We start from the raw sequence: 22,165 nt of genomic DNA on the forward strand, positions 1-22,165 counted from the left end.
CACGTGGGCGACGAGAGCTTCCGGCTCACGGTGAGCAGCTTCGCGCTCGACGGATGGTGCGCCGCGACGGTACTGACCGAGCTTCTCACCGACTACGGGGCGCGGGTGAGCGGCCGGCCGCCGGCCATCGCGCCACCCGAGGCCAGCTACGCGGACTTCGTCGGTGCCGAGCGGGCCGCTGTCGCCGATGCCGATCAGCTTCGCTTCTGGCGCGACGAACTGGCGGGCGCGCCGACCACACGACTGCCGATGCGGCGTGCCACCGGCCGCACCGGAGTCACCCGCCGCGTGGTACGGGTCGACGACGCGATCGCCACCGGGATGCGTTCCGCGACAGAGCGTTTTGCCGTGGGGCTCAAGCACGTGCTGCTGGCCGCGCACCTGCGGGCGGTGGGGGAACTCTGCGAGCAGCCTGAGATCGTGACCGGGCTGGAGGTCAACGGACGCCTTCCCGTGGCCGGTGGCGACCGGGTCATCGGTGTCTTCAACAACATCGTGCCGCTGCGGACGCGTACGGACGGCTCCTGGGCCGAGTTGGTCGCGCGGGCGCGGGCCGTCGAGTCGCGCCTCGCGCCGTACCGACGTTTCCCGCTGGTCGAGGCCCAGCGACGATTCGGTGCGGCGGCGCTGTTCGACACCTTGTTCGTGTTCACCCACTTCCACCTGTACGAGCAGGTGCAGACGCGGACCGGCCTGCCCGTGCGGGACCTGTACGCGCCCGACCAGACCTATCTGCCGCTGACCGCCCACTTTCACGTGGACGCCTGGTCCGGGGACCTTCACCTGCTGATCGACGCCGATGCCGGTCAACTCGGTTCGGAAGAGACCAACCTGATTGAGAGCTGCTACCTGCGGGCAATGTCGCTGCTCGCGGCCGACCCAGGCGATCCGGTGCCGGCCGTCACCGCGCCCGGTCCAGCAAGGAGGGACGATGGGTGAGTTCGACGACCGGGTCGCGGGACTGTCCCCGGCGCGTCAGGAGTTGCTGGCGCGGATGCTCGCCGAGAGCGGTCAGGACCGCGCCGTCGGTGCCGCCTACGCGGCTCCCGGCACCCCGGTCGAGCAGGAGATGGTCGAGATCTGGCGGGACGTCCTGGACGTCGATCCGATCGGCGTCGACGACGACTATTTCGAGCTGGGCGGCGACTCGGTGCACGCCATCGTGATAGTGGCGCGCGCCCAACAGGCCGGGTGGCAACTGTCTACCCAGGACATCTTCGACGCCCGGACGGTACGGCTGCTTGCCGCGAGGGTGGGCAGGACCGTCCCCGGCCCGTCCACCGAACCGGGTGCGCCGCCGGACCCCGGCCCTGCGGAGCACCCTCTCACCCCGCTGCAGCAGGGCATCCTCTATCACTCCGCTGGCGGCTCCACGCCGGGCGCCTACCTGGTCCAGTTGAGCACGCGGCTGTCGGGTGAGCTGGACGAGACCGCCTTCGTCGACGCCTGGACCGGCGTCTTCGCCGCGACGCCGGCACTGCGGACGGTGCTGCGCTGGGCCGACCGTGCGGCAGCCAGCCAGCTGTTCGTGCCGGGCATGGCGCTGCCCATCACGACGAAGGACCACACCGCGCTCACGGCGGCGGAGCGTACGGATGCCTTCGACCGGCTGCTGGAGGTGGACCGCGATCGCGGGTTCGACTTGGAGACCGGCCCGCTGATGCGGCTGACCATGGTTCGCGAGGCGGCCGACGAGTGGCGTTGCCTGTGGACCTTCCACCACATCATTCTCGACGGCTGGGCTCAGCAACTCGTTCTGCGTGACGTCTTCGACCGGTACACCCGGCTGCGCGCGGGTCAGCCCGCCCCTGCGCGCGCCCGGCCGGCCTTCGTGGAGTACCTCGCGTGGCTGGCGGAGCAACCGCCGGTGGATGAAAGCTTCTGGCGGCGGTGGCTCGGTGCGGCCGGCGTCACCCGCGTCGCCGGGCCGGGGTGCGTGGACGGTCAGGTGCAGACCGCTGTCCGCCCACACGTGGAGCGGATGCTGCCGAAGCCGGTGTCGGCCGGCGTTGAGGAACTGTCGCGACGTCACGCCGTCACTGCGAGTACGCAGATCCATGCCGCATGGGCGATGCTGCTGGCCGCGCGGTCCGGTGGCGACCACGCGCTGTTCGGCTCGTCGCTGTCCGGTCGGCCGCCGCAGGTACCCGGCGTGACCGAGTGCGTGGGCATGTTCGTCAACACGCTGCCGCTGCGCGTTTCCTGCGGCGGCACCGCCCCCGTGCTCGACTGGCTGCGCGTCGTCCAACACGATCTGGCCGAGCTGCGTGTTCGCCAGCACACCTCGCTGAGCGCGGTCGAGCGCGCGGTCGGCTTGACCTACGGCAGCGGCCTTTTCGACAGCATCGTCGTGGTCGAGAACTTTCCGACCTGGCTGCGTGACGGCGGCGACATCGCCGGGCTGCGGGTCGACGACGTGTCGGTGACCGTCGAGGAAGGCTATCCGTTGGTCCTGGAGTTCACACCCGGTACCGCGACGCTGCGCGGCCGGTACGACCCCACCCGGCTGGATCGGGCAGCGGTCGCCGCGATCCTCGACGCGTTGTGCGACCTCCTCGGCGGGTTTGCACGCGAACCGGAACTGCCGCTGAACCTGCTGCGGTCCCGCGTCGACGCGACCATCCGGCGTCACGAGGAGGCGACGCGCGCGGCGGTGGCGGCGCGGACCTCGGCGACGCTGGGTGCCGCCCGACGGCGCATCGTCGGAGAATCGGGGCAGGCGTGATGGGACGCGACGGACACGTGCGGGACCTCGCCCGGCTGCTGCTGGGCCACGCGACCCGGTTCCGGCACCGAGGGCTCCAGGATGTGGCCACCCGCGCGTTGCGGGAGCCGGGCGCTGGCAGGGTGTGGGTGGTTCGCACCCTCAACGCCTCGCTGCGGGTACGCCGGGCGGCGCATGGCGCGCTGGTGCTGCAGCCCCGGTACCTGCGGTCCCGGCTGGCCTACCGGACCGGCGCGACGGCCGGGACCCGCCGCCTGTCGCTGCTGTGCCCGACCCGCGGCCGGGCCGCACAGTTGGCGCGATTCGTGCGGTTCCTGTCGCGGTCTGCCGTCGACCCGACGCGGGTGGAGCTGCTGTGCTACGTGGACTCCGACGACGCGCAACTGCCCGCCTATCGGCTTGCATTCGAGCGCTTCGAGCGCGCCGCGGGCACGGTTCGCTGCCGGTTGGTGGTCGGCGATCCCGTCGGGGTGCCCGCCGCCTGGAACGCGCTGGCCGCCGAGGCGGGCGGGGACCTCCTCCTCATGGCGAACGACGACCAGTTGTACATCGACTACGGCTGGGACGCCATGCTCGACGCCCGGGTGGACGCCCTGCAACGCGATCATCCTGACGGCGTGTTCTGCCTGTATTTCGACGCCGGGCAGTATCCCGAGGGCAGTCAGGACTTTCCGATCGTGACGCGGGACTGGTACGACACCCTCGGCTACTTCGTGCCGACCATGTTCTCTCAGTGGGAGGTGGAAACCTGGGTGTTCGACATCGCCAAACGGCTGGACCGGCTGTTTCCGGTTCCCGGCGTGTTCGTCGAGCATCTGCACTACCAGGACTACAAGGCGCCGTTCGACGCCACGTACCAGCGGCATCGGATGACCCGCGAGACATCGTTCGCCGACCATGCCGCATTCCTGCGTACGGCGCCGACGCGGGCAGCGGAGGCGGCGAAGCTCTCCAGCGTCATCGCGCGGACCGGGGCGGGGTCACCCTGGTCGCCCGGAGGCTTCGATGCCTGACCCGTCGCTGGGTGCGCTCGACACCGATCTGGTGGCCGCGGTCGAGGCGCTCTCCGCCGAACAGCAGGCGCGGTTCGAGGAGATCCTCCAGCGCAAGCTGCGTCAGGACCACGCCATCCGGCGTCGCCCCGCGACCGGGCCCGGCCCGGCGTCGTTCGGGCAGGAGCGGATGTGGGTCACGGCCGGTGCGGCGGTGGCGGCGAACAACTACGCGAGCGCGATCCGGCTGCGGGGCGCGCTGTCGCTGGCGGCGCTGCGGGACAGCCTCGCGCGCCTCGTCGCGCGGCACGAGGCGTTGCGGACGGTGTTCCGGCTGGAGGACGGGCAGCTGGTCACTGAGGTGGTCGCGGCTTCCCGGGTGCCGCTGTTGCTCGTCGACCTCTCCACGCTGGACCTGCCGGCCGGTCCCGACCTGCCGCCTCTGCTGCGTACGCTGGTCCGGACCGAGTCCGCCCGTCCGTTCGACCTCGGGCGTGGGCCGGCGCTGCGGGTCCACGTGTTCCGGTTGGGCCCTCACGACCACTGGGTGCTGCTCACCGTCCACCACGCGGCCACCGACGGCTGGTCCAACGGTGTACTCATCCGGGAGCTGTCCGAGTGCTACCGCGCGCTCACGGCCGGCCGCCCCTGGGCCCCGCCGGCGTTGCCGATCCGGTACGTCGACTATGCCGCCTGGCAACGCGACCGGCTGGCCGGGCCCGAGGGGATGAGCCTGACGGCGTTCTGGCAGCGGTACCTGCACGACCTGCCCCAGCTCGACCTGCCGTTCGATGCGCCCGTCCGCGGCCCGAACTCCGCGCCCGGCCTTGGATCGAACCACAGCCTGCTGCTGGATCGGGGGTTGACCGCGCGCCTCACCGAGCTGCACAGCGCTGCCGGCGACTCCCGGTTCACGCTGGTCCTTGCCGCCGTGGTGGCGGTGGTCAGCGCCGTCACCGTCGGCGACGACGTGGTCGTCGGCACTCTGACCGCAGGTCGTACCCGGCCGGAGCTGCGTGACCTGGTCGGTTACTTCGTCAACGTCGTACCCATCCGGTTCCGGCCCCGCGTGGCGGCGAGCTTCCGGCAGCTCATGGCGCACGTGCGGGAGCACGCCGGGCAGGCACTGGCACACCAGGAGATGCCGTACGAGCGGCTGCTGGATCTGCTGCGCGCCGACTCGCTGGCGGCTGGCGGGTCACCCATCCAGGTGCTCTGCGTGGCGCATCCGACGATTCCCCACATCACGATGCCGGGGATCGACGTGGAGCTGCACGACGTCGACCTGACCCACGCCCCGTTTCCCCTGGTGATCGAGGCTCGTGATCGGTCGGATGGGCTGGAGATCGCGCTCCAGTACGACAGCGCCCGCCTGACCGGGGAGAGCGTCGTCCTGCTCGGCCACTACCTCCGTACCGTCCTGACCCGCGTCGCGGAGGATCCCGACGCGACCTGCGCCGACCTGCTCGCGGAACAGGCGGCACCGGTGGCCCGTCCACAGACCGGGCCGGACAACGCCGGGGTGCACCGTCTCGTCGAGGAGGTGGCGGCCACCCGCCCGGACGCCGTCGCCATCCGTGACGGGGAGCGCCAGCTGTCGTACGGTGCCCTCAACCGCCGGGCCAACCAGGTCGCGCGCGGGCTGCGTGCCCTCGGTGTGCGCCCGGACGACAGGGTGGTCGTGTGCCTACCCCGGTCCGCCGACGCGGTCGTCGCACAGCTCGCCGTCGTGAAGTCGGGGGCCGCGTACGTTCCGCTCGACCCGGCCCATCCGCGGGAGCGACTCGCCGCGATCCTCGCCGACGCGCGCCCGCGCGTGCTGGTCACGACAACCGGCCATGATCCGCAACTGTCGGACGCGCCGCAGTCGCTGCTGCTCGACCGCGACGCGGCGGTCATCTCCGCCCAGCCCGTCGTTGACCTGCGCCTCGCGGCCCACCCTGATCAAGGGCTGTACCTGATCTACACGTCCGGCTCCACCGGGGAGCCCAAGGGCGTGGTGGGCACCCATCGCGGCCTGGTGAACCGGATCCGCTGGATGGCGCAGGCGTACCCGGTCGCGGCCGGCGAGGTGTGCGCCGTGCGGACGAGTCCCACCTTCGTTGACGCGGTCTGGGAGACCTTTGGCCCGTTGTGTGCCGGCGGCGTGCTCGCGATCGTCGGTGACGACGAGGTACTCGACCCGTGGGCGCTGATGGCCTTCCTGCGCCGCCAGCAGGTGGCGCGTGTCGTCGTCGTCCCGGCGCTGCTGGGGATGCTGCTCGACGCCGAGTCGGAGTGGGACAAGGGAGCGTCGCTGCCGCACACCTGGATCACCAGCGGTGAGCAGCTACCGACGGCGGTGGCCCTGCGCTTCCTCCGACAGGCACCCGCGGCCCGGCTGGTCAACCTGTACGGCTCGGCGGAGGCAGCCGCCGACGCCGTCGCCGCCGAGGTCACCGCGCCGGTGCCGGTACGCGTCCCGATCGGCGTTGCCATCGGCGGCGTCACCGCGTGGATCGGCGACGCGACGACCCGCCCCTGCGCACCCCTCGTGCCGGGCGAGATCTTCGTCGGGGGATCGGGGCTCGCCCGGGGCTATCACGGGCGTCCCGGACCGACGGCGCTCGCCTTCCTGCCTGATCCAACCGGCGGGGGCCGGGTCTACCGCACCGGCGATCTGGGCCGGCTACGCGCCGACGGGCGGTTGGAGTACCTCGGTCGCCGCGATGGGCAACTACAGATCCGTGGCCACCGGGTCGAGCCGGGCGAGGTCGAGGCGGTGCTGCTGAGTCATACCGGGGTACGGCACGCCGGGGTGACCGGAGTCGAGAGCGCCGACGGATCGATGCACCTGGCCGGTCACGTCGTGCCCCGCGCCGGCGTCGACCCCCGCGTGCTGATGGCGGAGCTGCGTGGACTGCTGCGCGTGCGCCTGCCGCGATACCTGGTGCCGTCGACGTTGGCGGTGCGTGACTCCCTGCCACGGACCAGCTCCGGCAAGCTCGACCGCCGGGCGCTGGCGATGGCCGGTCCGGTCGAGCCGGCCGCGCCGGTCGAGACCCCGGCCGTCCAGGTGGACCCGGTGGACGAGAGGGAGCGGCTCGTCGCCGAGGCGTTCGCGGAGGTGCTCGGTGTCGCCCGGGTGGACCGGGACGACGACTTCTTCTTCACCGGTGGCCATTCGATCCTCGGTGCCGAGCTGGTGCGGGTGCTCGGCGAGCGCCTCGGCGTCCGGGTCGCCCTCGCCGATCTTTTCGAGGCCCCCACCGTGGCGAGCCTGGCCGCGCGGCTCACCAGGGCGTCCCGGCAGACCGACGACCCCGACGCGCTACGACCCGACCCGACGCGCTGGTACGAGCCATTCCCGCTCACCGACGTCCAGGCGGCCTACTACGTTGGACGCGACCCGCAGGTGACCCTCGGCGGTGTCGCCACCCACGCCTACCTGGAACTGGCCCTCGACCAGCTCGACGTCGACCGGTTCGCTCGGGCGTTGCGAGCTGTGGTGCGCCGTCATCCGATGCTGCGCGCGGTAATGGAGCCCGACGGCACCCAGCGGGTACTGGCCGACGTGCCTGAGTACGAGATCGTCTGCCACGACCTGCGCGGGCACGATGTCGACCGGGCGGCGGCACGGCTGGCGAAGATTCGTGCCGAGATGTCCCACCAGGTGCTCCCGGCCGATCGTTGGCCGCTGTTCGAGGTGCGGGCTTCGCTGCTGGCGGATTCCTCGGTCGTACACGTCAGTCTGGACGCGCTGATCTGCGACGCGTACAGCTTCGGTCTGATCATGGACGAGCTGGCCGCGCGGTACCGCGACCCGGGCCTGGTGCTGCCCGAGTTGGGGCTCACCTTCCGCGACTACGTGGTGCACCAGATCGCCCGCCGGGACGGCCGCCGACACGGCGAAGCCCTGGCGTACTGGCGTCGCCGGCTGCCGGACCTGCCGGCCGGGCCGGAGCTGCCGCTGGCCTCAGCGACCGCCGCGTCGGGACCGCCGCGCTTCACACGTCTGGACGGCAAGCTGACCGCCGCCGACTGGGCGCGACTCAAGCAGCGGGCGACGGTGGCGGGGCTGACCCCGTCCGGCCTCCTCCTCGCGGCCTTCGCCGAGATCGTCAGCGCGTGGAGCGCGCGTCCGCACTACACGCTCATGCTCACCGTCTTCAACCGTGAGCCGCTGCACCCCGAGGTGGGCCGGATCGTCGGCGACTTCACGGCCCTGTCGGTCCTTGAAATCGACCACACGGGGCATTCGTCCTTCGCGGACCGGGCCCGAGTGGTGCAGCGTCGACTCTGGGACGACCTGGACCACGCGCAGGTCAGCGCCGTGTCGGTGATGCGGGAGTGGGCCGAGCGGCGAGGTCTGCCGCCCACCCCCATCACCCCGATCGTCTTCACCTCCAACCTGTCGGTGGGCGGTCCGGACGATGGCGTGGCCGACGGGCGCGGGAACCTCGGCGAACTCACCTATGGCATCACCCAGACGCCGCAGGTCCACCTTGACCATCAGGTCAGTGAGCGCCACGGCGAGCTGCTGTTCAACTGGGACATCGTCGACGGCATCTTCTCCGACGGCGTACCCGAGGCGATGTTCGACGCCTATCGCGACCTGCTGGCCCGCCTCGCTGACGACGCAACCGACTGGTCCGAGCCCGTGCGGCCGCCCGTACCGCCCGCCCAGGCCTGTCGCCGGGCCGCGACTGCCGACACCTCGGTGCCGGTGCCTGACCATTGTCTGCACGAGGCTGTCGGGGCGGCCGCACGGGCCAATCCCGACCGGATCGCCGTGATCGACGGCGCGGTGCGGCTGACCTACGCCGTGCTGATGGAGCGGTCGGGGCGGGTCGCCCGAGCGCTGCGTGGGCACGGCGCGGGGCGGGGCCGATTGGTCGGAATCACCGCGCGTCGCGGCTGGCAGCAGGTGGTGGCGGCGCTCGGCGTCCTGCGTGCCGGCGCCGCGTTCCTGCCGCTCGACCCGCAGTTGCCGCCGCAGCGCCTGGCGCTGCTCGCCGAGCGCGGGGAACTGGAACTGCTGCTGACCCAGGCGGATCTGGTCGACGCACTGCCGGCGCTGCCCGGCGTACGGACGCTGGCGGTGGAGGATCTGCCTGCCGTCCCGGTCGGCGGTGAGCAGGACGTGACCTCGCATCCGGACGACCTCGCTTATGTGATCTTCACGTCGGGCTCGACGGGTGAGCCCAAGGGCGTCGCGATCTCGCATCGTGGGGCGGCGAACACCATCGCCTGCGTCAACCGACGCTTCGACGTCGGCGTCGACGACCGGGTTCTCGCGGTCTCGTCACTCAGCTTCGACCTCGCCATCTACGACATCTTCGGGATGCTCGCCGCGGGTGCCGCGACGGTGCTCGTCGATGCCGCCCGTCAGCGCGACCCCGGCCACTGGGCGCGCCTGATCAGCGAGCACGGCATCACGCTGTGGAACTCGGTGCCGGCGCTGGCCGAGTTGCTGGTCGAGTACAGCCAGGCCCGTGACCCGGACGCGTTGGGCTCGCTGCGGGTGGTGATGCTGAGCGGCGACTGGATCCCGGTGAGCCTGCCGGACCGGGTGCGGGCGCTGACCGGGGCCGAGGTGATGAGCCTGGGTGGCGCGACCGAGGCGTCGATCTGGTCGGTGTGGTATCCGATCGGCTCAGTGGGCCCCGACTGGCGCAGCGTTCCCTACGGCACGCCGCTGGCGAACCAGACCCTGTGCGTGCTGGACGCAGACCTCTACGACCGGCCCGACTGGGTCAGCGGCGACCTGTACATCGGTGGCGCCGGCCTCGCCCTGGGGTACTGGCGGGCCGAGGAACTCACTCGGGCCTCGTTCCCGACCCACCCGCGCACCGGTGAGCGCCTTTATCGCACCGGCGACCTGGCGCGGTACCTGCCGGACGGCAACCTGGAGTTCCTCGGACGGCGCGACTCGCAGGTGAAGATCAACGGTTTTCGGGTGGAGATCGGTGAGATCGAGGCCACGGCCGCCCGTCTTCCCTCGGTACGGCTCGTCGCGGTCGTCGCCGTCGGCGCGGCCGCCGGCGGACGTCGGTTGGCCGGCTTCGTGGTGCCTACCGACCCCGCGACCTTCGATCTTGACGGGTTCTGCGCGGCGCTGGCCCGCACGTTGCCGGACTACATGCTGCCGAGTACCTGGAGTGTGCGCGACGGCCTTCCGCTGACCGGCAACGGCAAGGTCGACCACGCGGCGCTGCGCGACCTTCCGGTGACCGCCGAACCGGTGACGGCACCGTCGGACGTTTCGTCGTCGCCGGCGACCGTCGAACTGGTGACGGCCCTGGCCGAGGTCTGGCGCGACGCGCTCGCCGTCGACGAGGTCGACCCCCACACCAGCTTCTTCGCGCTCGGCGGGAATTCGCTCGTCGCCATCCGGATGCTCGGCCGCATCCAGGAGACGTTCGGGGTCCAGTTGTCCCTGCCTGACCTCTTCGCGTCGCCAACCGTGGCGACGCTGGCCGCCATGGTGGCCGACGCGCGGGTCGAGGTGGCCAGCGCCGCCGACGCCCGGGTCGTCGTACGTCCCGACCCGGTCGCGCGCTACGAGCCGTTCCCGTTGACCGACATCCAGCAGGCGTACTGGGTCGGCCGACGCGCGTCGCAGACGCTCGGCGGAATCGCGACGCACAGCTACGTCGAACTCGACGTGCGTGACCTCGAGGTCGACCGGTTGGAGGCGGCGTTGCGGGCGCTGATCGACCGGCACGACGCGCTGCGCACCGTGGTCCGCCCGGACGGCTCGGCGCAGGTGCTGCGCGATGTTCCCCCCTACCGGATCGAACGTGACGACGTTACCGGGATGCCGCCGGCCCAGGCACGGGCGCTGCTCGACGGGCTGCGCGAGGAGCTGTCGCACGAGGTACGCGACACGGCCGCCTGGCCCATGTTCGCGGTGCGGGCGGTGCGGGTCGGCGACCGCACCACCCGGCTGTACCTGAGTTTCGACCTGCTGCACGTCGATGCGCGCAGTATGCGCATCGTGACCGACGAGCTGATGACTCTGTACCGTGATCCGGAGGCCGCGCTCACGCCGATCGGATTGACCTTCCGCGACTATGTCCTCGCCGTCGGGCGGCTACGGGAGTCGACGGAGTACGTCCGAGCCCGCGAGTACTGGCGTGAGCGGTTGACGAGGCTTCCGGCACCGCCGGCGCTACCCCTGGTGAGCCGCTTGGAGGAGATCTCCACGACCAGCTTCACCCGCCTGCGGACCACCTTGGACGTGTCGGCCTGGCGGGCCGTACGTGAGTGGGCTGCGGCGGCGCAGGTGACGCCGTCCAGCCTGCTCTGTGCCGCGTTCTGCGACACACTCGCGCGGTGGTCCGCCCAGCCACGGTTCACGCTCAACGTCACCACCTTCGGTCGGCGGCCCCTGCATCCCGACGTCGACGCCCTGGTGGGTGACTTCACGGTGACCACCCTGCTCGACGTCGACTGCGCTACCGGATCGCTGGCCCGGACCGCCCGCGGCGTGCAGGAGCAGATCTGGCGCGACCTGCAGCACGACCTCGTCGGCGGCGTCGAGGTCGCCCGGATGTTGCGCCGCCATCCGACAGCGCCCGCGGCGCAGCCGGTACCCGTGGTCTTCACCAGCACGCTTGGCGGTGAGGACGCGCAAGGAGATGGGGCCACCGTCGGCGCTGCGGAGCCCTGGCAGGCAGCTCCGGTCTTCTCGGTCAGCCAGACGCCGCAGGTGCTGCTCGACCATCAGGTGGGGATGTCGGGCGATGAACTCGTCTGCACCTGGGACTACGTTGCCGAGGCTTTTCCCCCGGGCCTCGTCGAGTCGATGTTCGCCGCGTACCGGGCCGTGGTCGACGCGCTCGCGACGCATGCCTTTGACGAACCTGGAGGTGCTCGCCGATGACTGCCGCCCACCTGAGGCCGGTCGCGCTGCCCGACGACCAGCGGGAGCTGATCGCGAAGCTCAACGAGACCACCGTCCCGGTGCCCGAGACCACGCTCGTGGAGCTGGTCGCACGTGTCGCTGCCGACCATCCGGACCGGCTGGCTCTGGCCTCGCCACGACAAGCCCTCACCTACGGGCAGCTGTGGAGAGCCGTGACGCTCGTGGCTGACCAACTGGTCGCGGCCGGCGTGTCGCCCGGTGCGCGGGTGCTCCTCTGCGCCGAGTACGGCTGGGAGCACATCGCCGGTGCCCTGGCGGTCCTGCGCGCCGGCGCCGTGTACGTGCCGGTCTCCGCGGCCGTGCCACAGACGGTGCGGTGGGCGGCGGCGGCGCGGCACGAGGCGACCGCGGTGGTGACCCAGCCATGGCTGACCAACCGGCTCGCGTGGCCGGAGTCGCTCGCGGTGTGCACGATGTCCATGTCGGAGAACGCAGTGGACGTGCTCGCCCCGAGCCGGCACATCCGGCCGGAACAGCCAGCGGTCCTGTTGGAGATGCCGGGCCAGCCGACGGAACGAGTCGCGTTGACGCACGCTGAGGTCATCAACTCGGCCCTGGACGCTGCCCGGCGGTTGGAGCTCGGTGCGAACGACCGGGTGCTGTCACTCTCCCCGGCAACGTCCACGCTCGGCCTGTGCGAGATGGCCACGACACTGGCCGCCGGGGCGACATTGGTGTTGTGCCAGGACATCGACCTGCGCCGGCCGGCCGCCTGGCTGGACCGGATGCGCGGGGATCAGGTCACGGTGTGGGTCGCCACGCCGTCGCTGGTGGACCTGATGCTGGAGGAGTCGACGCCGGGCGGGGGACTGCCGGAATCTCTGCGCGCGGTGGTGGTGTCGGGTGAGCGGTTCAGCCCTGACCGGGCTACCGACCTACGCGGCACCGGCGTGCGGGTGGCGTACGCGACGTCGCCGGTACCGCCGAGGCCGTGGGGGTGCTGGCACGAGGTCACCGACGATCCGAGCCGGGCGAAGTCCGTGCCGCTCGGGCAGCCGATGGCCAACCAGCGCCTCTACGTGCTGTCCGGTACGGGCGAACAGTCTCCGCTGTGGGTGACCGGTCAGCTGTACGCGGGCGGCATGTCGGCGGGAGCGGGCGCGGAGACGAAGCACCCGGACACGGGCGAAGCGCTCACCCGGACCCCGTACACCGCGCGGTTGTCGCCCGAAGCGGTGCTGGAGGCGGTGGGCGACCGGTCAGCCGAGGTCGTTGTCCAGGGGCGGCCGGTGAGCCTGTGGGAGGTCGAGGCCGCGCTGCGGGCCCACGAGGAGGTGCGGCAGGTGGCGGTTCTGCCGGCCGGCCCGGTCGCCTACGTGCGGCTGCGCTCCGGCACCGGTGTGGGTGCCGCCGACCTGTCCGAGTACCTGCGGCGAAAGGTCTCCCCGTACCTGCTGCCCGCGACGATCGAGGTCAGAAGCTCGCTGCCACTGACCGCCGATGGTCTCGTCGACCGGGCGGTCCTGGCCAGCACGGTGCCGAGCGCACCCGTCGCCGCCGCCGATCCACCGGCCGTGCCCGGGGTTGTCGGGACCGACAGCCAGGAACAGGAGTTGATCGCGCGGGTCTCCGCGATCGCCTGCCGGCTCTTCGACGTCAGCGAGATCGGGGCCGATGTCAACCTGCTGGACATCGGCGTGACCTCGTTCCAACTCGTGCGCCTGGCGACGGCGGTCGGGGATGAGCTGGGCATCACCGTCGACGTCGAGGAACTACTGCGGTTCCCGTCGATCGGCGTCATCGTGAGCAGTCACCTGGGCACCGTCGAGGCTGCCGCGCCGAACCCGGCGCTTGCCCCGGCAGTGGGCCCGGCCCCGGTCTCCGACCGCGTTGTCGCCGTCGACGCGCCGCAGCTGACCACGCTCGTGGAGCGGCAGGCGTTCAAGGACGCGCGCCACGGCATCCGGCACGACCTGGACGAGCGAGCAGGAGTGCCACTGCCCGCGGTCGCCGACACGGCCGGCCCGACCAGGCGCAGCGTGCGCGCCTTCGCTCCGCAGCGGGTCAGTCTCGCCGCGCTCGCTACGCTGCTTGCCGCCGTTCGGATGTCCGTCCACGACGGCGAACCCAAGTTCCGGTACCCCTCCGCCGGTGGCGCCTATCCGGTGCAGGTGTACCTGCTCGCCGCCCCCGGGCGGGTGGCGGGGGTGGAGGGCGGTGCCTACTACGTCCACCCGGCGCGCGACGAGATCATCCCGTTGGGACCTCGTGCGGTCTTCCCGGCCTCGGCGCACGCCGACATCAACCGTGACGCGTTCCGGCAGAGTGCCTTCTCCCTCTTCCTGATCGGTCGGATGCCAGCGATCGTGCCCCTCTACGGCGACCTGGCCCTGGACTTCACGCTGATCGAGGCCGGTGCGCTGAGCCAGCTGTTGGCCGACGTCGCCGCCCGGTGCGGCTTGGGGCTGTGCCCCATCGGGACGTTGGACACCGCTCCGCTGGCCCCGCTGTTCGGGCTTGACGAGCAGGACCGCTTCCTGCACGCCCTGCTGGGCGGCGTGCCGGCGCAGGGGGCGCGATCATGATGGGCCCGTCTGCGGGGCGGCGCAGGCCCGTCGCAGCCCGCCCCGACGAGTCAGCGCTGCGCGTGGTCGGCGCCCCCACCGGGCGCGGACTTCCGCTTGAGGTCCGGCCCGACGCCGTGGGTGTGTCGCTCCTCGCCTATGCCGAGGCGTACCCGCAGACGCTGCGGGGTTGGTTGCACCAGGCCGGCGCGGTGCTCTTCCGCGGCTTCGACGTGACGCTGGAGATGTTCGCCGCGGTGGCCCGCGCGTTGGCCGGGGACCCGGTGCCGTACCTGGAACGCTCGTCGCCGCGTACCGAGATCGTCAACGGCGTCTACACCTCCACCGAGTACCCGGCGGACCAGACGATCCCGCTGCACAACGAGAATTCGTACCAGCGGGTCTTCCCCGGATTATTGATCTTCGGTTGTCAGGTGGCGGCCGAGCGGGGCGGACAGACCCCGGTCGCGGACGTACGGCGGGTCCTCGCGGCCATCCCGCCCGACGTCGTCGCGCCGTTCGCCGAGCACGGCGTCATGTACGTCCGCAACTTCGGCGGCGGGCTGGGCCTGTCGTGGCAGGAAGTCTTCCAGACCACCAGCCGCGACCAGGTGAGCCGGTACTGCGTGGAGCACGGCATTGAGGCAGAGTGGCGCGACGACGGTGGCCTGCGCACGCGGCAGGTACGTCCGGCGCTGGCGACCCACCCGATCACCGGTGAGCGTGTGTGGTTCAACCATGCGCTCTTCTTCAACGGCTACTGCCTACCCGAACCGGTACGCGCGGCTCTGCTCGCCGACGCCGCGCACGAGGACCTGCCCAGCCACACCTACTACGGCGACGGGCGGCCCATCCCCGACGAGGCCCTGGCCGCTATCGCTGAGGCGTACGCGGCGGAGGAGGTGGCGGTCGACTGGCGTCCGGGTGACGTACTGCTCGTCGACAACCTGCTGGCGTCGCATGGACGCCGCCCGTTCACCGGCGCGCGTCGGGTCATGGTGAGCATGGCCGACCCGGTCGACTGGGACGCCGTGGGTACACCGGCGCAGGGCCGCGCATGACGTGCCCACGGCCGGACACCTCGCGTGAGGCGAGCTACCTTCAGGACGCGAAGTGGCCACACCGACACGGTGCCACGGGCATCCTGCGCGCGTTGCGCATCTGTGGCGAGCTTCCGGTCGCTCGTCTGCGGGCGGCGGTCACCGAGGTCAGCACAGCTCTACCGGTGCTGACCTGGAACGCGGTCGTCGACGGTGCCCGGTTGCGGTTCCGGCCCGGCACCGGCCCGACCTTCGTCGAGCTGGCGACGCAGGATGGCGAATCCGCAGCGGTGGCGCTGCTGCGCGCGGAGCGGGACCGCCCGGTCGCGGCCGAGCGCGACGCGATGGTGCGGTTCCTGTTCATCCGGTGCGGCCCCGCAGAGTCGGTGCTCGGCCTGGTCGCCGACGAACTGCTGCTCGACGAGCGCGCCGTCTACCACGTGCTCGCCGCCGTGATGGAGTGCTACGCCGGCAGATTCCGTCCGGAGCACCACCGCGACATCACCACCATGGCGACGTTCGAACCGCTCACCGACGCGGCGCGGGCGAACCGCCGGACGTGGTGGAGCCGCTGGTTGGCCGCCGGGCCGGCCAACGGTGGGTGGGTGGACGCCGCTGACGGGTGGTCGGCCGAGACTGTCACGCGGCGACTGGACGTCCCGGGACCCCGGTGGCGGGCGCTGGCCGCGGTGGGCGGGACGTTGCGCGACAACGGCTCCATGGCGGTCCTCGCGCTGGTCGCGTGGGCGTTGCGGGACAGCGGCCCCGACCACGGCGCGGCCGACCAGCGTGCCGTCGAGCTGGCCACCGTCCTCGACCTGCGCGACATCCTGGGCCTGGGCGACATCGTCGGTCCGTTGACCGACCGGGTCGTGCTCCGGGTCGACCTGCCCTCCGACGCCGGGGCCGGGCCCTCGTTCCGGGAGCTGCTACGCCGGGCGCAGGCAGGACTGCTGCGCTCGGTGACGCACTACCTGCCGTACCCGGAGCTGATCGGCCTCGGTCTGGAGCTGGAGCTGATCGACCCGGTTCGCCCAGCGGCCCGGTGGGGCGCACAGGTCCACCTCTGCCGCAACCCGCCCCGTAGCGGACCCGCGCGCGATGCCGGCACCGCGGAGGTCCTCGGCGCGGAGGTCGAGCTGTTCCGCGAATCGGATCTACTCGCCGGGAGCGTCGCGCCGTCCCTACCGCACTGGGACGGCAGTTGGCTGAACATCCACATCGGTGAGAGTGACGGCGGCACCGCCGTGTTGGCCGAGGCGATGGGGCCCGACGCGGAACATCACGCCGATCGTCTCGTGCGCGACCTCGGGTGGCTGATAGAGCAGGCCGAGGCGGACCCCGACGCACCTCTGACCACGAACGCACCCTGACAGAAGTCACGACCCGAGAGACAGGAGTGGATGATGACCGAATCGGTCGACGAGGTCGAGCAGACCTTTCACGTGGTGGTCAACCACGAGGAGCAGTACTCGCTCTGGCCGGTCGGCCAGGCGCTGCCGGCCGGCTGGCGGGAGGCGGGTCGGACCGGGACTCAGGCCGAGTGCGTCAGCTACATCGACGAGGTGTGGACCGACATGCGCCCGCTGAGCCTGCGCCGCTTCATGGCGGAGCACGCGGACGACGAGGACGTCATCGAGCCCGTGGCGGACGAGGAGCCGTCGTTGGTGGACCGGCTCAGCGTCGGCTCGCACCCGGTGCGGGCCAGCCTCGCCCCAGGACAGGGCGCGGTGCAGCTCAAAGAGGCCATTGACCACGGGTACGTCTTCGTGCGGTTCACCGAAACGCAGGGCGGCACCGAACTGGGGGTGCGGATCGACGCCGAGGCCAGCCGACTGCAGGGCGCCGACTTCGCCGCCGGTACCGGCGAGGTGCACCTGGCGGGAACGCTGAACCTGGACTTCGAGCCCGTCCGGTGCCTGGCCCGGATCGACCTGGCGACCCTGACCGGAGAAGGCAGTCTTGCGCGTATCGACGGATCTTGACCCGCCGCCGCAGGCACGGCGGGTCTGTCTCTTCGCGCAGCTCGACCGGCCAGGGCTGGGTGACATGGTGCAGCGCAACATCCTGCTGGGACTGCTGCGTCGTGCCTATCCGGACGCGGTCATCACGTTGGTGGTCGGCACGGGTCTTGCCGCGCGCTTCGCCGGGCTGCTGCCCGCACACACCTACGCCACGGACGTCCTGTGCTGCCCCGACCCCGGCGACACCGACGAGGGGCGCTGGCGCGTGTTCCGGGAGGAGCTGGCGGAGCGCGGCTTCGACCTGTGTCTGGTCGACCCGAGCACGAAGGAACTGGACGCGAGCCACGCCCGGGCAGCGGGTATTCCGGTGCGGGTGGCGTTGCCGCGCGGCGGGCGGTCGGCCGGCGACGTGACGCACCCGGTACGGGTCGCGGTCTCCGGCGACCTGTACGACTACGCGTGCGCCTTCGCGCGGTCACTCGGTGTCGACGCCCCACCGGCAGGGCAGGCCATGCCGGCATTGCCGCGCTGGCCCGAAGGGGCGACCGAGCTGACCACGGCCCGGCCGAGGGTCGCCATCCATCCGGGCGGCCAAACACACTGGAACCGCCGCTGGCCGCTGGAGCGCTACCTGACCCTCGCCGTCCGGCTGGTGGCCGAGAAAGGTGCCAGCATCTACCTTCTGGGCGCCGGTGGCGAGGCCGTGGAGCTGGAACTCCTGCGCCGAGGGCTCGCCGACCGGTCGCCCGGGGCGACGGTCGTCGTCGACATCGACGGTTCGGTCAACCGCGTGGCGAACCTGCTTGGCGAGATCGACCTCTTCGTCGGCAACGACTCCGGTCTCGGGCACGTGGCGGCGGCGGTGGGCACCCCTAGCGTGATCGTCTACGGGCCGAGCGGGACCGAACGGCTGTGGGCGCGGGTGTACCCGCACCATCGCGGGGTTTCACTCGGGTACCGCTGCCAGACAATCACCGACGATCAGGACGGCTCGCTCTGGGCGCTCGACGGGGCGACGCTGACGAGGGGCTGCGAGTACGCCTGCGTGCTGGCGTACCGGGGGCCGGACGGTCCCTATCCACGCTGTCTCACGGCTCTCGACGTCGAGGCTGTCTGGTCGGCGGTGGCCACACAACTGGCATCGGTCTCGGCGGTGCGAATGGGGCGGCTCGATGGGAACTGACCAGGCGCGCCGGGAAGGACGCGTCATCCTGGCCATCAACTTCAACCACGACGGCTCGGGGGTGATCCTGGTCGACGGCCGCATCGGAGCGTACGTCAACACGGAACGCTTCTCGCGGCTGAAGAAGCACCCGGGCCTGCGCGAGGAGGAACTCGACGAGTTGCTCGCCCAGGCCGACGTCGCCCTCACCGACGTCGATCACGTGCTGTTGTGCAACCTGCACAACATGGACTCCCCGGACGTGCCCAGCCTGCACGGCTCCGACCTGAAGGACACCTGGTTCGAGTTCTGGGTCAACCAGAACAACACCCTCGTCGAGATCCGCGGACACCGCATACCCTGCACGGTCAACCCCGACCATCATCTGACGCACGCCGCGAGCGCGTACTACACCTCGCCCGCGGAGACCGGTGTGGCGCTGGCCATCGACCCCATCGGTTGCCGCGCCTTCCTCGGTCAGGGCAACCGCCTGCTGCCTCTGCTGCGCAACTACGACGCGTGGTTCAACGCCAACATCGGGTACACCAGCGTCGCGGCGTACATGTTCGGCTCGGGCATCGTCGGCGCGGGCAAGGTGATGGGGCTGGCCCCGTACGGAGTTCCGGAGCGCGCAGACGACGTCGAGTTCGGCGACGTGGACACCTTCGAGCAGCTGCTGGCACTGGCGGAGAAGAATCCCAAACGAATCGTCGTCGGTGACCGGGAGCTCAACGCGACGCTTGCCTACTACATCCAGCTCGGGCTGGAACGCCAGGTCCGGGCCGTGTTCCGGGACCTGTCCGAGGTGTGCGCCCGCAACGGACTGGACCGCACGATCAGCTACGCGGGCGGCACGTCGCTCAACGCGATCGCCAATCACAAGGCACTTCTCGCCTCGGACTTCGAGCGCCTGCACCAGCATCCCGCGTGCGGCGACGATGGCACGTCGATCGGCGCCGCGTTGTGGTACTGGCACCACGTCCTGGGCCACGAGCGGACCACGTACGCTCCGGCCGACCTGATGTACTCCATCCGCCAGTACGGGCCGTTTGACGTCCGTGCCGCTCTCGACCAGCACGCCGGTCAGATCCAGGTGACCGAGGTACCCGATGTGGCGAACGCCGCGGCGGAGCTGATCTGCGACGGTGCGATCGTCGGCTGGTTCGACGGTGCGTCCGAGGTGGGACCACGCGCCCTGGGGCATCGCAGCATGCTCGCCGACCCGCGTGATCGGGGCATGGTCGACCGACTCAACAGCAGGGTCAAGTTCCGGGAGGCGTTCCGGCCGTTTGCCCCGTCCGTGCTCCGGGAGCATGCCGCCGAGTGGTTCGACATCGATCACAGCCCGTTCATGCTCAGTGCCGGCAGGGTCCGCCGGTCGGGCGCACCGGCGATCACCCACGTGGACGGCACGGCGCGGATCCAGACCGTGGACCGCGCCGACAACCCCGCGTACCACCGTCTCATCGAAGCCGTGCATGAACGCACCGGAATCCCGCTCGTGCTCAACACGAGCCTGAACACCAAGGGCGAACCAATCGTGGAAACACCGACTGACGCGCTCCGCACACTGTTGTCGTCCGAGATGGACTGCCTGGCACTGCCGGGCATGATCGTGCGGAAGAGGGGTGCCGCGTGACGACCGCCGGTCCGATGTCCCCGGCGAAGCTGCTCTCGGTGGTGGCCGACGGGCTCTCGGGGCTGCGCGACCAGCCACTGGCGCTGTACGTGCACATCCCGTTCTGCGCGAGCAAGTGCCACTTCTGTGACTGGGTGGCAGACGTGCCCGTCCAGCGGCTGCGTACCGACGCGGCTGGGCGCTGGCCGTACGTCACCGCGCTGTGTGACCAGATCCGCTTCTACGGGCCCCAGTTGACCGGCCTCGGCTATCGACCGACCGTCATGTACTGGGGCGGCGGCACCCCGACCCGCCTGGAGCCGGAGGAGATGCGGGCCGTCCACGAGGCGTTGGACGAGTCGTTCGACCTCTCCGGGCTGCGTCAGTGGTCGATGGAGACCACGCCGAACGACCTCACTGCGGCAAAGCTCGAGACCATGCTGGCGATGGGTGTCAACCGCGTCAGCGTGGGCGTCCAGTCGCTCAGTGCGGAGCAGTTGCGTCGGGCGGGCCGGGCACACACGCACGATCAGGCGCTCGCCGCGATCGGCACGCTGCGTGCCGGCGGCATGGACAACTTCAACGTCGACCTGATCAGCAGCTTTCCGACCGAGACTGACTCGACCGAGCTGGCCGCCACGCTGCGGGAGATCCTCGCGTTGGACCCGCCGCACGTGTCGGTCTACCCGTACCGGGCGACCCGCAACACCGTCATGGCCATGCAGCTCGACCGGCAGGTCCTGCAGGCGTGGACGGCGTCCTCGATGATCGCGTCGTACGAGCTGGCGATGCGGATGCTCACCGAGGCCGGTTATGGCGAGTACTGCCATGGCTACTGGGTGCGCCGCCCCGAGGACGAGGACTTCGACGGCAACTTCAAGTACGACCTCGCCGGGGACAAGATCGGGTTCGGCAGCGGAACCGAGTCGATCCTCGGTCACCATCGGCTGCTCAGCTCCGGCGACGGGTACGCCGGCTACCTACGCGACCCCCGCGTGTTCCCGATGGTCGAGCGGTTCTCACTGGAGCGCCCCGAGGCCATGACCGCTCTGATCGGCGGGGCACTGATGACCCGGGAGGGCGTCAACTTCGCCCGGTTCGCACGCCTGACCGGGTTGGACTTCTCCGACGTCCGGCGTACCCCGTTCATGGCCGGCTGGCTGGATCTGCTGACCCGGTGCGGCGGCGAGTTCATCGAGGACGAGCAGGGCTTTCGCATGGTGCCTGAGGTCATCCACAAGGCGTACATCACCCACCTGGCCTACATGACGAGCACGGCCTGACGCTGGGCCACGGTTAGCCAAAGGAGAGACGGTGCGCACTACCGCCACACGCAGATCCCAGAAGACCCGGGCCGCGTACAACGATCTCATCGCGGCGTTGATCGCGGAGGGCGCGGACGAAGACGCCCAACGCTGTGCCGAACTCGCGGTGGCACAGGGGGTGTGGCGCGATCCGCAGCAACGGCCGGTGCACTACCTGCCGTCGTTGGAACCCCGACCGGTGTACGACGCCGACGCGATGTGGTTCTGCGCCTACCTGGAGGAGCACTACCCGATGATCCGGGCCGAACTGGACCGGGTCACGGAGCCCGGCGAGTCGGGCTTCCTCCCGGTCGAGGAACCGTTGCTGCGCGCCGGTCGCTGGGAGCAGGTGACCCTGTACGAGGGGGGCCAGCGTTTCGACGACGCCTGCGCCCGCTTCCCGGTCACCGCCTCGATCATCGAGGGCATCCCCGAGGCCACGTCGGCGGGCACCGGTGTGGTGACGTTGTCCTGGTTGTACCCCGGCACGCACATCATGCCGCACTGCGGCGGCTCCAACGCCAGGCTGCGGGTGCACCTGGGCCTGCGGGTCGGTGGCGGCGAGCGGATGCGCGTCGGCACCGAGACGCTGACCTGGGAGGAGGGCCGCTGCTTCGTCTTCGACGACTCCTTCGAGCACGAGGTGTGGCACGACGGCGATCAGCCCAGAGTGGTGCTCCTGATGGACGTGGCGCATCCGCAGCTCGACGCCGGGCTACGGGACTTGATCGTGTCGAGCCAGGTTCCGTTCGAGGACCGAGTCCTCGGGTTCTGCACTGAACGGGGCATTCGGCGGGTGGCGGTGGCCGGGGAGGCGGTGACGGCGACGCTCGCTGAGGGCCCCGCCAGCCAGGTCATTCGCTACCTGCGGGAGCGCGGGGCGGTCGCCGCCGAGCTGACCGAGGACGGCATCTCGTTCCAGACGGACGAGGCGCAGTGAGCGAGGA

At 71.0% G+C, this 22,165-nt stretch carries 11 protein-coding genes and 1 pseudogene (1 of these 12 only partly in view); all 12 read left to right on the top strand.

All coding sequences use genetic code 11. The features are described from left to right. A protein-coding gene (locus tag Vlu01_RS08375; RefSeq protein WP_203996250.1) for a non-ribosomal peptide synthetase crosses the window boundary here: on the top strand, positions 1-939 show its end. Its footprint begins 5,643 nt before the window's first position; only the last 939 of its 6,582 coding nucleotides appear in the window; the start codon falls outside the window, past its left edge; it ends in the stop codon at positions 937-939. Then, positions 932-2,725, top strand: a complete 1,794-nt coding sequence (locus Vlu01_RS08380; protein WP_203996253.1) for a condensation domain-containing protein — start codon at positions 932-934, stop codon at positions 2,723-2,725. The genes Vlu01_RS08375 and Vlu01_RS08380 overlap by 8 nt, the downstream gene beginning before the upstream one ends. Beyond that, on the top strand, positions 2,725-3,738 hold the full coding sequence (locus Vlu01_RS08385) for a hypothetical protein (protein WP_203996255.1): 1,014 nt from the start codon (positions 2,725-2,727) through the stop codon (positions 3,736-3,738). Before Vlu01_RS08380 ends, Vlu01_RS08385 begins: the two co-directional genes overlap by 1 nt. Continuing rightward, on the top strand, positions 3,731-11,584 hold the full coding sequence (locus Vlu01_RS08390) for a non-ribosomal peptide synthetase (protein ID WP_203996264.1): 7,854 nt from the start codon (positions 3,731-3,733) through the stop codon (positions 11,582-11,584). Before Vlu01_RS08385 ends, Vlu01_RS08390 begins: the two co-directional genes overlap by 8 nt. Beyond that, entirely contained in the window at positions 11,581-14,151 is a 2,571-nt protein-coding gene (locus Vlu01_RS08395) for an AMP-binding protein (RefSeq protein ID WP_203996266.1), read from the top strand. The genes Vlu01_RS08390 and Vlu01_RS08395 overlap by 4 nt, the downstream gene beginning before the upstream one ends. Then, the gene (locus Vlu01_RS08400; RefSeq protein ID WP_203996270.1) at positions 14,148-15,191 is read left to right on the top strand and encodes a TauD/TfdA family dioxygenase; all 1,044 of its coding nucleotides are present in this window, start codon (positions 14,148-14,150) and stop codon (positions 15,189-15,191) included. Before Vlu01_RS08395 ends, Vlu01_RS08400 begins: the two co-directional genes overlap by 4 nt. Further along, the gene (locus Vlu01_RS08405) at positions 15,188-16,543 is read left to right on the top strand and encodes an amino acid adenylation domain-containing protein (RefSeq protein WP_203996271.1); all 1,356 of its coding nucleotides are present in this window, start codon (positions 15,188-15,190) and stop codon (positions 16,541-16,543) included. Before Vlu01_RS08400 ends, Vlu01_RS08405 begins: the two co-directional genes overlap by 4 nt. A gap of 33 nt (positions 16,544-16,576) precedes the next feature. Next, positions 16,577-16,780, top strand: a pseudogene (locus Vlu01_RS27505) (MbtH family protein); the annotation flags it as partial. A gap of 352 nt (positions 16,781-17,132) precedes the next feature. Then, the gene (locus tag Vlu01_RS08415; RefSeq protein ID WP_203996275.1) at positions 17,133-18,317 is read left to right on the top strand and encodes a glycosyltransferase family 9 protein; all 1,185 of its coding nucleotides are present in this window, start codon (positions 17,133-17,135) and stop codon (positions 18,315-18,317) included. Beyond that, complete coding sequence (locus Vlu01_RS08420) at positions 18,307-19,935, top strand: carbamoyltransferase C-terminal domain-containing protein (RefSeq protein ID WP_203996278.1); 1,629 nt, start codon at positions 18,307-18,309, stop codon at positions 19,933-19,935. The genes Vlu01_RS08415 and Vlu01_RS08420 overlap by 11 nt, the downstream gene beginning before the upstream one ends. Beyond that, the gene (locus Vlu01_RS08425; RefSeq protein WP_203996287.1) at positions 19,932-21,197 is read left to right on the top strand and encodes a coproporphyrinogen-III oxidase family protein; all 1,266 of its coding nucleotides are present in this window, start codon (positions 19,932-19,934) and stop codon (positions 21,195-21,197) included. Before Vlu01_RS08420 ends, Vlu01_RS08425 begins: the two co-directional genes overlap by 4 nt. A 31-nt stretch (positions 21,198-21,228) precedes the next feature. Then, positions 21,229-22,158: an aspartyl/asparaginyl beta-hydroxylase domain-containing protein gene (locus tag Vlu01_RS08430; protein ID WP_203996289.1), complete on the top strand. Its 930-nt coding sequence runs from the start codon at positions 21,229-21,231 to the stop codon at positions 22,156-22,158. The last annotated feature ends 7 nt before the right edge of the window (positions 22,159-22,165 follow it).

This window comes from Micromonospora lutea, assembly GCF_016863535.1.
GTDB lineage: Bacteria > Actinomycetota > Actinomycetes > Mycobacteriales > Micromonosporaceae > Micromonospora > Micromonospora lutea.

Bases quoted from the DNA above. Each gene is read 5' to 3' on its own strand.
- Vlu01_RS08380 (WP_203996253.1), top strand. From the start codon at position 932: ATGGGTGAGTTCGACGACCGGGTCGCGGGACTGTCCCCGGCGCGTCAG.
- Vlu01_RS08385 (WP_203996255.1), top strand. From the start codon at position 2,725: ATGGGACGCGACGGACACGTGCGGGACCTCGCCCGGCTGCTGCTGGGC.
- Vlu01_RS08390 (WP_203996264.1), top strand. From the start codon at position 3,731: ATGCCTGACCCGTCGCTGGGTGCGCTCGACACCGATCTGGTGGCCGCG.
- Vlu01_RS08395 (WP_203996266.1), top strand. From the start codon at position 11,581: ATGACTGCCGCCCACCTGAGGCCGGTCGCGCTGCCCGACGACCAGCGG.
- Vlu01_RS08400 (WP_203996270.1), top strand. From the start codon at position 14,148: ATGATGGGCCCGTCTGCGGGGCGGCGCAGGCCCGTCGCAGCCCGCCCC.
- Vlu01_RS08405 (WP_203996271.1), top strand. From the start codon at position 15,188: ATGACGTGCCCACGGCCGGACACCTCGCGTGAGGCGAGCTACCTTCAG.
- Vlu01_RS08420 (WP_203996278.1), top strand. From the start codon at position 18,307: ATGGGAACTGACCAGGCGCGCCGGGAAGGACGCGTCATCCTGGCCATC.